We start from the raw sequence: 12,411 nt of genomic DNA, 5'->3' as shown, positions 1-12,411 counted from the left end.
GGCAGCAATTTTTTTAAAAGAAAAACTGGGGATAAAAAAGCCTAACTTTTTTACGCGGTTGTCGCCTTTGCAAACCATATTATTAGTGTTTGGTGCTATTGCTATGCTTATGGTGTTGGTTGTATTGGTAGCATATAGTTATATGCTGATACGGTACGGAAGAATAGGCCGGTATTGAGTAGTTGTTTTTTGATATTAACTTATCTGCAAGCCTAAATTTCCGTAAGTTTGGCCTCTCTAAAAAGGTTGGTTTTGAAGGAACAAAAAAGGATAATTCTGATATCGCTTATTACCGGTGCAGTGCTCATGGTAATGAAGTTTGGCGCATACTTTCTTACAAACTCCAACTTTGTATCTGGCATCGCAGCCGCGGGACGAGAACCATCCTTATGGCCATGGCAAGGTGGAGTATTTTTCGGTATTTATAGAAGGCGCGCTGGTTGGCATAGCAGGGCTTATCATCATCATCAAATCAACTTACAGTATTTTTTATCCCGAGGTTATTCATGACCTGTTATTGGGTGCCACCATAATAGGTGTTACCGGTGCTATAAACGGCGGCCTGGGGTACTACATGATACGTAAGGGGAAATCGCTGCCTTCTATCACTATAGAAGCCGATGGGCATCACCTGCTAACAGATGCTGTTACCAGCAGCGGCCTGGTTGTTGGCCTGTTGTTGATACATTTTACAAAGATACTATGGCTGGATAGTGCGCTGTCTATACTTGTTGGTGCATATATTTTATATATGGGTTATAAGCTTATCCGCAGATCGGTAGCCGGGTTAATGGACGAGACCGATTTTATTATTGTAAGCGATGTAGTAAAGGTTTTGGGCGAACAGCGCCGCGAAGAGTGGATAGATATACATAACCTGCGCGCGCAAAAGTATGGTAACGAGCTACATATTGATTGCCACCTTACCCTGCCCAATTATTTCGACCTGAACCGGGTGCATGAGGAAGTTAAACTGGTAGAAAAACTGGTGAATAAGAACGCGGGTATTACAACAGAATTTTTTATCCATACAGACCCGTGCCTGCCGGATTGCTGCCACTATTGCAGCATGCCTAATTGCCCAATAAGGAGCGAAGCAAAAACGGAAGATATCCCCTGGACGATGGACAAGGTAATGCGTAACAAAAAACATTATGAGTAAAAAGTTTTTCAACGTACGGGTATACGGTTTACTTATTAATGATGATAACGAAGTGTTAATAAGTGATGAGCAGGAGCACGGTATCCGTTTTACGAAATTCCCCGGTGGTGGGTTAGAGTATGGCGAGGGGCTGATAGAGGGCCTTAAACGCGAATTTGTTGAAGAATGTAATACTGAAGTAGAAGTGATCAGCCATTTCTATACTACTGATTTCTTTGTAAAATCGGCCTTTAACGATTCGCAGATCATCAGCGTTTATTACCTGGTTAAGGCTGTCTCTGATCTGCGTTTTGCTACCAAAACCATAGTGTTTGATTTTGACGGCGAAGGCGACATATTGCAGGCCTTTCGCTGGGTAAAGCTAAGCGAACTTACAGTAGATGATTTTACTTTCCCGACAGACCAATACGTGACAGACCTGTTAATTAAAACGATATGAATTTAGCTGAACGCGACCTGCAGGTTATATGGCACCCATACACACAAATGCAAACGGCGCAGCCGCCAATACCCATTGTTAGGGGCGAAGGCACTTGTTTATATACCGAAGACGGTACAAAATACATTGATGCCATATCATCATGGTGGGTAAACATTCACGGGCATTCGCACCCTTATATCGCTAAAAAAATAGCCGAACAATTACTGCAGTTAGAGCATGTCATCTTTGCAGGTTTTACACACCCCGGCGCGGTTGAACTGGCCGAGCGCCTGCTGGCCATCCTGCCATCAAACCAGGCAAAAGCATTTTATTCGGATAATGGCTCAACTGCTGTAGAGGTTGCTATAAAAATGTGCCTGCAATACTGGCACAATAAGGGCCAGGAGCGCACAAAAATCATTGCCTTTAAAAATGCCTATCACGGTGATACGTTCGGCGCTATGTCGGTTAGCGGCCGCAGCGCCTTTACCGCGGCTTTTGACAGCCTTTTGTTTGAGGTAGAGTTTATTGACCTGCCGGATGAAAAGAATATAGAAAGTATCAAGTCTTTAGTATCAAGTATCAAGACCAATGTATCATGCTTCATTTTCGAGCCATTGGTTCAGGGCTCTGCAGGGATGGTTATGTATGAGGCAAAATACCTCGACGAATTGATGGCGCACTGCCGTAAGGAAGGGGTAATGCTTATTGCGGATGAGGTGTTTACTGGCTTTGGGCGCACAGGTAAGGCGTTTGCATGTAACCATCTGCAAACACAACCCGATATTATGTGCTTCTCGAAAGGGTTAACAGGCGGTACAATGGCTTTCGGCCTTACAACTTGCACGCAGGACATGTATAACGCTTTTTTATCTGACGATAAGATGAAGACACTTTTCCATGGGCACTCTTATACAGCAAACCCGGTAGCTTGTGCCGCGGCACTGGCCAGCCTTGATCTGTTCGTGGATGCATCAACACAAAAAAACATTGACCGTATTGTTGCAAGGCACACAGTATTTGCTGATAAAATAAAGGGTCACAAGTCTTTAAAAACAACGCGCCAAACAGGCACCATCTTAGCGATGGAGTGGGAGACAGGGAATAACACTTCGTACTTTAGCGGTTTGCGCGATAAGCTTTACCATTACTTTTTAAATAAGGGTATTATACTACGGCCCCTGGGTAACATTATTTACATTTTACCCCCATATTGCATAACTGATACCGAACTCGATTACATTTACACCACCGTTGAGCAAGCCCTTAACGAGATCTGATAAATATGGAACTAAACACAATACTACCTCAAATAATTGCCGATAACCATTTACACGCCCGCTGGTTAAATACGCTGTCGTTAATGGAGAATACCGGTGCACGCAAAATATCAGCAAGTGAAGACCCTGCTACGGTTACCTACATTATATTAAAGCATGCCGCCGAAGAACACCGCCATGCCTTTTACCTGAAAAAACAGATAGAAAAAACAGGAAAAGCGCTGCCTACCTATGCTGCAGAGTATCTTATAGCGCCAGCATTCAGTAAATATTATTTAAACCAACTGGATATTGATGTTTGCCGTTACCTGAAAAAAGAATTGCATTTAACCGGCGCCGAATTGCGTTTTGCCGCATACCTGCTGGTAACTTATGCTATTGAGGTACGCGCCGATGAACTTTATCCGATTTACCAGGATGCATTAGATGCTGTTGGTAGCAAGGTGAACGTAAAATCTATCATATTAGAAGAAGAGGGGCACCTGGAAGAAATGATAAACCAACTGCAAAAATTCTCGCCCGAGTGGGAGAGCCATGCGCAAAAGTCGGTTGATATGGAAACCCGTTTGTTTCACCAATGGGTAAACAGCTTATGTACGGAGCTTAACTAAAAATAAAGCCCGGTAATTAAAAACTACCGGGCTTTCATATTTATAAACAGATTGGTTTAGTTACCGCCGCCGCTCAATGCTTTAAGGTCATCTAAAGTGATCTTGTCAAAGTCAGACGGAATACCAAAGGTACCTGCAGGTACTTTTTGATCTGTTAAGCTTTTAACAGTAACCTCAGTAGATTGCCCCTCGCGGAAAGTGGTGTACTGTACCGGGAAACCACCAACATTAGCATAATAGCTTTGAACTGCTGTTGATGGTGCAGAAACATCATTTGTAACCCATACATCAAAGGTTTTGCCCGATTTAGAATCTTTAGCTACTACTTTTTTGCAGTTAAAACCTGAGATAACTTTTGTTTCAGTGCCTGGTGTAAAAGTTAAAACCGGCATTTTTGACATTTCTTCTTCAACCTCGGCCGGAGAATAGATAGCTGCTTTTTTAATAGAAGCAACGGCTACATCAACCAAAACAGCCATATAGCTGTGTTTTGCATCGGTTAAAACCTTAATATTTGCCGGGCCGGCAGAGAAAGTTGCAGCGGCACTATCTGCCCTGAAATAGTTTTTAAGTTCAACTGTTTGGCCTTGCATGCTTGTAGTAACAACCATAACGCCTTCTTTATAAACTTTTTGCGCGCTTGCGCTGATAGCTGTTGCGGTAAGAGCAAGGCCCAGTGCAGCAGTAAATAGTTTGTTCTTCATAGTTTTAATTTAATAGTACAATTTAGTGTGTAATTAACTCGTGTGCAAGTTTTTTAAGATATTTTTAGTTATTTGTACCAATTAGATAGCATATTCAGCGATTTGTTACGTTTCAATACATGGTATTTAAAATCTATATTTTTAGCCGTTTTCAATAAGCTATTTATATATTTATCAGAGCAGCTTCCGTCAATAATCAGCACTTTATTTTTAAAAGAACCGGTATCAACAGGGTAATTATCACTCAAATACAAATAATCTATCTTTAATTGCTGCGGGATAGACTGTATTTTGCTCGCATCGTTTAAAAGCAGCAGGTTTTTATTTTGAAAGGCCACTAAGCCGCCGCGTTTTAAAACATACTGCGTTTTGATATCTGCATTCAATGGGTACACCTTATAATTGGTAATGCGGCTGCTATCCAAACATGGTTGTACGGAATACTGAAAATTCTTATCATTCTCTGGCAGATCGCTTAAAACAACTCCGCTGTTGCCATTTTTAAACACGATACCTGTATGTTTCCGGAGGCTTAAAAAAGTTACCGACCGGGCGCTGTCTGCACTCAATTTTTTAAGGCCGATACTTACGCTGAATACCAGGGTGCACCCAAGCGCCGCTGTGATAAGCCATTTACTTTTATTGTATAAAAAGTAAAACGCCAGGATGATGATAGCATACAACAGCAGGTACTCCAGTTTACTGAGCCATATTTTGTTAATGCTGGCGTAGGGCGAATGCTCAATAATGGCCAGCACCTTATTTGTCAGCAGGATGGTGTGTTCAAGAACATAGCCTAATGTTTTTGACACATAAGGTAATTGTGGCAGTACCAAAAGCAGCAGCCCGCTATACATAATAATGCTTACCGGGATAATGATAAGCAGGTTGCTCACCAAAAAGTAAACCGGGAACTGGTGAAAGTAATACGCACTGAGCGGAAAAGTAATAACCTGTGCGGCTATCGATACCGAACATGCCATCCACAACTTATCGGCTACGCCATTCTTAAAGCTAAACCATTGGTAAACCATCGGTTGGAAAACAACCAGGCCGCCTACTGCAAGATAGGAGAGTTGGAAACCCACATCCATCAGCAAAAAAGGATCATACAGCAACAATGCGAATGCCGATGCTGCCAGCAGGTTTAAACTATTAATATACCTGCTATACGTTTTACCGCTGATAACCAAACTGATCATCACCGCGGCCCTGCACACAGCAGGCGAAAACCCGGTGAGTAGCGCATAAATCCAAATCAATGCGATGATGAGTATGGCTTTTAATAGCTTACCATGTTTATAACCATTCATGAAACCCAGTGCCCAGCCCAGCAGCAAATAAATAATGGCCACATGCCCGCCCGAAACCGACAGGATATGGATTGTGCCCGTTTTTGAATAAGCCTGCAAAACCTCGTTGCTCAGATCGGCCTTGTAACCCAAAATCAGGGTTGATGCAACCGCTATGGCTGTGGTATCCTGCATGTTTTGTTTTAGCTTATCTACAAGGTTTTGCCTTGTGCGCAGTGCGTATGCTATTACGGGGTTGGCTTGCCCGGCTGTAATAACTTTATACTGACCGGGGTATAAAAAAGCCTGGTAGTAAACGTTTTTATTAGCCAGGTACTTTTTATAATTAAACTCGCCGGGGTTAAAGGGAGGGTCTACCGGCGTGTATTTGGCTGGTATCAGCAATTCTTCACCGTAAAACGTGTTTTTAGCCAGCTCATCTTTAATGGTGATCAGGATGCTACCGGTGGTTTTAGTGGCCTGCCCGTTGCTAACGCGTTGCCTTATAGCTGCGGTAAAACGTACCAGGTCGTCTTTTACTTTTGGTTCGGATGTAATAACGGCAACAAGTTGTTGCGATGGGACTTTCGAAAAATGATCGGCGTTATTCAACTCATTGTTACGGGCTGTGATAAATAATCCCAGCAGAAACAGTATCGGGAAAATGAGCACACCGCCATACCATCGTATTTTGTAAACCTTAAGCGGCGTGTACCACAAATTAAGGCCGATAAATAAGAGGCTTACTGCTACAAGCGCAATTAAAGTAAATGAGGTATTAACGCCCGGATAGAAAAATCCACAGCTTATGCCAGCTAAAAAGGGGAGTAGAAGTACAACAACAGGTATCTCACCTTTGTGCTTAGCTATCATAGTGTTTTATTCGCGGTGATAAGGCAACCGGGAATAAAATTAGAATATCTGCGGCTAATTACAACTGGTCGCGTACTTCCAGCAGGAATTTTTTCATGTTTTCCAGCGAATCTATCACGCGTTGATTGTCGCGGGTATCGCCCATGTTGTTTTTCAGGTGGTCTTTTGCGCCTTGCAGGGTGTAGCCTTTATCGTTTATCAGGTGGAAGATGATCTTAAAATTCTCCAGGTCTTCAGGGGTAAAGTAGCGGTTTCCTTTTTTGTTCTTTTTAGGCTGTAGTACGCTAAATTCTTTCTCATAAAAACGTAGCAACGACTGGTTAACACCAAACATGGCCGAAACCTCACCCATGGTGTAGTACATTTTGCTGATCTCGCGGTCTTTGTAAGGCATACGCAAATGTAAAGTTTTGATTTTAGATTTCGGAATTTCGGTTTCGGATTTTATGGCGCTGCCCGCGGCTTTTCTCCGAGCGTCATTGCGAGGTACGAAGCAATCTCAGAACTTTGCATAGCCGCTTAACCTATCGGGAGATTGCTTCGTACCTCGCAATGACGGGTTGTTAATGAAAGTGTGAAATTATGTGAAAAAAATTCACATTTTTGCAAACTATTTATTACTATGACCGCTAAAGAAATACGCCAGGCTTTTCTTGATTTTTTCGCTTCTAAAGGCCACATTATTGTGCCGAGCGCACCTATTATTGTTAAAAACGACCCAACCCTGATGTTTACCAACGCAGGGATGAACCAGTTTAAAGATGTGTTTTTGGGCGAAGCACCTGCAAAAGCACCGCGCGTAGCCGATACGCAACGCTGCCTGCGTGTTAGCGGCAAGCATAACGATCTGGAAGAGGTGGGTATTGATACCTATCACCACACCATGTTTGAGATGTTGGGCAACTGGAGCTTTGGCGACTACTTTAAAAAAGAAGCCATTGCCTGGAGCTGGGAACTGTTAACAGAGGTTTACAAGCTTGATAAAAGCCGCCTGTACGTAACCTATTTTGAAGGCGACGAGAAGGAAGGCCTTGAAAAAGATACCGAAACCTACGATCTGTGGAAACAGTATGTGCCCGAAGACCGCATATTGCCCGGCAACAAAAAAGATAACTTTTGGGAAATGGGCGAAACCGGCCCCTGCGGCCCATGTTCGGAGATCCACTTTGATAGTCGCCCGGATAATGAGCGTGCTGAAGTTAGCGGTGCATCATTAGTAAATGCGGACCACGACCAGGTGATAGAGATCTGGAATAACGTATTTATGCAGTTTAACAGGCTGAAAGATGGCTCATTACAGCCATTGCCGAACAAACATGTAGATACCGGGATGGGCTTTGAGCGTTTGGTACGTGTGCTGCAAGGTAAGACTTCGAACTATGACAGCGATGTTTTCCAGCCGATGATCCAGTTCATTGCAGAGAAAAGCGGTAAAAAATATAACAGCGCGGCTAAACCCGGTGATGCCGATTGGAATGATGCCGTTGCTATGCGCGTACTGGCCGACCATATCCGCGCTATAAGCTTCGCCATTGCCGACGGGCAACTGCCTGCAAGTAATAAAGCAGGTTATGTTATCCGCAGGATATTACGCCGTGCAGTACGTTACAGCTATCAAACTTTAGATTTTAAAGAACCATTCTTTAATGAGTTGGTGCCTTTACTGGCCGAGCAGTTTAAAGGTGTGTTTGATGAATTATACGCTCAGAAAGATTTTGTGCAGAAGGTGATTTTGGAAGAAGAGGTTTCTTTCTTAAGGACATTATCTGCTGGTATCAGGAAATTTAAAGAAGTAACAGCGGGAGGTGATAAAATCATTTCTGGAGCCACAGCTTTTGAATTATCAGATACTTATGGTTTCCCTATCGATTTAACAGAGTTAATGGCTCGTGAAATTTGCGGATCTGTTGATTTGGAAGGCTTTGAACAAGCCCTTCAAGGCCAAAAACTCCGTTCCCGTGCTGCTACAGCCGTTAGCGCAGGCGATTGGGTGGTGCTTCGCGGTGGCGATAACACCAATTTTGTGGGTTATGATGAGATCCAGACCGACTGCGATATCTTAAAATATCGTAAAGTAACGGCACAGGGTAAGGAGCAATACCAGATAGTACTGAACCGTACACCTTTCTACGCTGAAGGTGGTGGCCAGGTGGGTGATACCGGCATGTTAACCAGCGAATGGTATGATGAGCAGAAAGGCCCATTGTCGTTCGAGGTAACTGATACCAAAAAAGAGAATGGTCTAATTATTCATTATGCCAATCTGATGCCTTATTACACACAGGATGGCCCTGCAGAATGGACATTGCCAAACCCAATGCCAACCCGCTTTATGGCGTACGTTGATATGGGCAAACGCATCATGACCAACGCTAATCACTCGGCCACGCACTTGCTGCATGCCGCTTTGAAAGAAACTTTGGGCGAACATGTAAACCAAAAGGGGTCGTTAGTTAACCCGGATCAGCTGCGTTTCGATTTTTCGCACTTCCAAAAAGTTACCGACGACGAGATAGAAGTGCTGGAACGTATTGTTAACGAAAAGGTACGTGCAGGCATCCCGCTGAAAGAAGAACGCAATGTATATTACGGTGATGCCATTGCAAGCGGCGTTACGGCTTTGTTCGGTGAAAAATATGGCGACTTTGTGCGCGTAATTACATTCGACGATAAATTCAGCAAGGAGCTTTGCGGTGGTACGCACGTACAAAACACTGCCGAGATAGGTTTCTTTAAAATAACCGGCGAAAGCGCTGTAGCAGCGGGTGTACGCCGTATCGAAGCTATCACCAGCTACCATTCCGTAAATTATATCCAGGAAGAAGGCCGTTTGGTTAAAAATCTGAAAGAACTGCTTAGAAACCCAGCCGACCTGGCCAAAAGCGTTGAAAACCTCATTGAGGATAACAACCGCATGAAAAAGGAACTGGAGAAAGCGGTATTGATGAAAGCATCCGGCTTAAAAGATGATCTGGCTAAAACTGCCGAAGCAATCAACGGCATCAATTTCATCGCCCAAAAGGTTGAATTGCCCAATGCCGATGCTATTAAAAACCTGGCTTATAATTTAAAAGATATCGTTCCAAACCTGTTTTTGGTGCTGGCAGCCAATATTAATGGCAAACCAAGTATCACGGTAATGATAGACGAGGCCTTGGTGAAAGAAAAAGGCCTGCATGCGGGTAATATCGTAAAAGAGCTGGCCAAAGAGGTTAAAGGCGGGGGCGGCGGTCAGCCATTCTTCGCTACAGCCGGCGGCAGCGATGTAAGCGGTATTGATAACGCTTTAGCAAAAGCCAAAAGCTTTTTATAGGTTAGCTTTAACAACTTTTTAAAAGTTGTCAAAGCTTAAATATTAGTTACTCATTATTCTAAACGAAATGGTGGCACTGTTTTGTCAGTACCCAATATTTAAAAACGTTGATTGTTAGTGGATTGTGAATTTTAGTTGCGTTCACGGCAGTGAACGTGAACGCTGAGGCATGATAGACAAGCATATAAATAAGAAAGGCCGTTTAAAAAACGGCCTTTCTTATTTATACATGAAGATTATTTAGTGTTTACCATGTCCTTTTCCGTTGCCGTTTCCATGCCCTTTTCCGTTACCGTTATTGCCTTTAACTTTAATATATTTTACCTTGTTATGGGCATTGTAAGAGTTGCCACGTATCACAACCTTTTTATTTGAGCCTTTGTATTTGGCATAACGCACACGGTCGGTTTCAAAATATGTATATGCCCTTGGCCTGTTCACGGCAACTTTATAACCATTATCAAGCCTGTAGCTGCTGTACCTTGCAGGCAGGGAGCTCCTCCAAACCCAGTGGCCGCCGTCTAAATAAACAAATTGCTTTTTAGGTGCGTAGTAATAACTCTCAACATCGGGTAGGTAATAGTAATCTACATTTGAGTATTCTGCGGGAGGTGTCCAACTGCCAATATTTAAATTAACACTTATTTGTGCTTTGGCTGTGTTAACGGATGCTGCAAGTATAAAAAGGCTTGCAAATGTTCCTAAAATTAATTTTTTCATGTTTCTTCAAATAAAATTTAAGTGTGTATCGTAAGTGTAAGCATATAGACATATAATTGCTGTAAATGTTTAAATGCCTGGTTGATAATGTATAATACGTGTTTTATTAAAATAAGAAAGACCGCCAGATTGGGCGGTCTTTCTTATTTTAATGTTTTCATATAAATCAATTAATGATGGCCTTTGCCATGCCCTCTGTTGCCACCGCCGTTGCCCCTGTTGCCGCCTCCATGGCCTTGTGGTCTTCCTTGTGCGGGGTGGTTAAAGTGCGCGGGGCGGTTAACCACCCTGGTGGGCCTGTTCACAATCCTTGTACGGTTTACCACCCTTGCAGGGCGGTTTACGTAATGGGTGCGGTTAATTACGCGGGCGCGGGGCCTATAGTAACGGTCGCGTACAATTACATTTTTTACGCCGCGGTAGTGTGCATAATGCACTCTGTCGTAATTATAATAACGGTAAGGCCTTGGGCGGTAAACCGCTACTTTATAACCATCGTTAATGTTATAGTAGTTGTATCTTACAGGCAGGGTGTTACGCCAAACCCAGTTATTGCCGCTTAAATAAATGTACTGGTGCGTTGGTACGTAATAATAGCTGTTTACATCAGGCAGGTAATAATAATTGGCATCCGCGTATTCCGCAGGCGGGGTCCAGGTGCCAACATTAAGGTTTACGCTTACCTGGGCCTTTGTTTGGGTAACAGATGCTGCCAGTATAAAGCAACTTGCAAGCATCCCTAAAATGAGTTTTTTCATGGTATCTTCTAATTATGTTTCTGCACAGGCAAATTGCATGCCTTATTTTAACAGACCATTACCTTAACGCAAGGTTTAATAAAAAGATTTACACATGGCTAAATATAATAAGGAGGTTTTTGCATGCTTTTCAAAAAATAGCTATAAAAAATAACATATAACGCTATATTTGGCATGTTTGATCAATGCTGAAAAACAGCTGAATATACAATATGGCAGTTCTACAAAGCGGCGTGAGTGATAAGTACGAGTTGGTTGTTGGATTAGAAGTACACGCGCAATTATCTACTTTAAGTAAAGCATTTTCGTCAGATTCGGCAGCCTTTGGCGCCGAGCCTAATCATCATGTTAGTCCGGTATCGCTGGGGCATCCCGGCACATTGCCGCGTATTAATAAAAAAATGGTTGAGTACGCGATAAAAATGGGCCTGGCCTGTAATTGCAGCATTAATCTTAATAATACCTTCGCCCGTAAAAATTACTTTTATGCCGATTTGCCAAAGGGCTACCAAACCACGCAAGATCAGCAGCCTATATGCCTTGGCGGTGGTGTTACCGTAAAACTTGCCGATGGTACTTCAAAAACTATTGCCATCCATCATATCCACATGGAAGACGATGCCGGCAAAAGCTCACACGACCAGCACGATCATTATTCGCTGATTGACCTGAACAGGGCAGGGGTGCCGTTAATAGAAATAGTATCTGAGCCGGACCTGCGCAGTGCCGAAGAGGCCGGCCAGTTCCTGACCGAGATCCGTCGCCTGTTGCGTTACCTTGATATTTGCGATGGCAATATGGAAGAAGGCAGCATGCGTTGCGATGCCAATATCTCTGTTAGGTTAAGGGGCGCGGCCCAGTATGGCAACCGATGTGAGGTGAAGAACCTGAACTCTATCCGGAACGTACAGCGCGCTATCGAGCATGAATTTGCACGCCAGGTAGAGGTTATTGAGAATGGTGGCCGCATAGATCAGAACACGCTTAACTTTAATGCTGATACAGGCGAAACATCCGTATTGCGCTCTAAGGAAATGGCGAATGATTACCGCTATTTCCCCGAGCCCGACCTGATGCCCGTACAAATAACGGAGGCACAACTGGCAGCTATCCGCAGTAATATGCCGGCATTGCCAAACCAACTTTTTGAAAAATATACCCAAAAGCTTGGCCTGTCTGACTACGATGCGGGCGTTATTATTGCCGATAAGGAATTTGCCGCTTATTTTGAAGAACTGATAAAACATACCGCCAACTATAAGTCGGCAGCCAACTGG

Annotated in this window: 11 protein-coding genes; 6 read left to right on the top strand and 5 right to left on the bottom strand. The window is 43.4% G+C overall.

All coding sequences use genetic code 11. The features are described from left to right. The first annotated feature begins 349 nt into the window (after positions 1 to 349). The 4 genes from WC615_RS19515 to WC615_RS19500 are packed head-to-tail and all read left to right on the top strand — an operon-like array spanning position 350 to position 3,474. Positions 350 to 1,162: a cation diffusion facilitator family transporter gene (locus WC615_RS19515; RefSeq protein ID WP_372979744.1), complete on the top strand. Its 813-nt coding sequence runs from the start codon at positions 350 to 352 to the stop codon at positions 1,160 to 1,162. After that, complete coding sequence (locus WC615_RS19510; RefSeq protein WP_191176676.1) at positions 1,155 to 1,601, top strand: NUDIX domain-containing protein; 447 nt, start codon at positions 1,155 to 1,157, stop codon at positions 1,599 to 1,601. The genes WC615_RS19515 and WC615_RS19510 overlap by 8 nt, the downstream gene beginning before the upstream one ends. Further along, positions 1,598 to 2,863 carry an adenosylmethionine--8-amino-7-oxononanoate transaminase gene (gene bioA, locus WC615_RS19505; protein ID WP_372979743.1) on the top strand — a complete coding sequence of 422 codons (1,266 nt, stop codon included), beginning with the start codon at positions 1,598 to 1,600 and terminating at the stop codon, positions 2,861 to 2,863. Before WC615_RS19510 ends, bioA begins: the two co-directional genes overlap by 4 nt. 5 nt (positions 2,864 to 2,868) lie before the next feature. After that, positions 2,869 to 3,474, top strand: coding sequence for a hypothetical protein (locus WC615_RS19500; RefSeq protein WP_372979742.1), 606 nt, complete (start codon positions 2,869 to 2,871; stop codon positions 3,472 to 3,474). A gap of 56 nt (positions 3,475 to 3,530) precedes the next feature. Here the strand turns inward: WC615_RS19500 and WC615_RS19495 are convergent, their stop codons facing one another. From WC615_RS19495 to WC615_RS19485, 3 genes are all read right to left on the bottom strand, one after another. Further along, positions 3,531 to 4,178, bottom strand: coding sequence for a DUF4412 domain-containing protein (locus WC615_RS19495; protein WP_372979741.1), 648 nt, complete (start codon positions 4,176 to 4,178; stop codon positions 3,531 to 3,533). 68 nt (positions 4,179 to 4,246) lie between these two features. Next, the gene (locus WC615_RS19490) at positions 4,247 to 6,343 is read right to left on the bottom strand and encodes a ComEC/Rec2 family competence protein (protein WP_372979740.1); all 2,097 of its coding nucleotides are present in this window, start codon (positions 6,341 to 6,343) and stop codon (positions 4,247 to 4,249) included. Positions 6,344 to 6,401: 58 nt separating this feature from the next. After that, complete coding sequence (locus tag WC615_RS19485; protein ID WP_372979739.1) at positions 6,402 to 6,737, bottom strand: MerR family transcriptional regulator; 336 nt, start codon at positions 6,735 to 6,737, stop codon at positions 6,402 to 6,404. A 228-nt stretch (positions 6,738 to 6,965) separates the two neighbouring features. On the opposite strand from WC615_RS19485, the gene alaS reads away from it, so the two are divergent. Continuing rightward, a complete protein-coding gene (alaS, locus tag WC615_RS19480) occupies positions 6,966 to 9,656 on the top strand; it encodes an alanine--tRNA ligase (protein WP_372979738.1) in 2,691 nt (896 codons plus the stop codon). A 240-nt stretch (positions 9,657 to 9,896) separates the two neighbouring features. Here the strand turns inward: alaS and WC615_RS19475 are convergent, their stop codons facing one another. Then, positions 9,897 to 10,376, bottom strand: coding sequence for a hypothetical protein (locus WC615_RS19475; RefSeq protein ID WP_372979737.1), 480 nt, complete (start codon positions 10,374 to 10,376; stop codon positions 9,897 to 9,899). Positions 10,377 to 10,546: 170 nt separating this feature from the next. Further along, on the bottom strand, positions 10,547 to 11,134 hold the full coding sequence (locus WC615_RS19470) for a hypothetical protein (RefSeq protein ID WP_372979736.1): 588 nt from the start codon (positions 11,132 to 11,134) through the stop codon (positions 10,547 to 10,549). Positions 11,135 to 11,346: 212 nt separating this feature from the next. Here WC615_RS19470 and gatB point away from each other — a divergent pair. Then, positions 11,347 to 12,411 (top strand): Asp-tRNA(Asn)/Glu-tRNA(Gln) amidotransferase subunit GatB (gatB, locus tag WC615_RS19465; protein ID WP_372979735.1); only part of this gene is annotated, 1,065 nt, incomplete at its 3' end.

It is taken from the genome of Mucilaginibacter sp. (genome assembly GCF_041663085.1).
Lineage (GTDB): Bacteria > Bacteroidota > Bacteroidia > Sphingobacteriales > Sphingobacteriaceae > Mucilaginibacter.
Note: the sequence above shows the minus strand (reverse complement) of the source record. Positions and strands in the feature narration are given on the sequence as shown.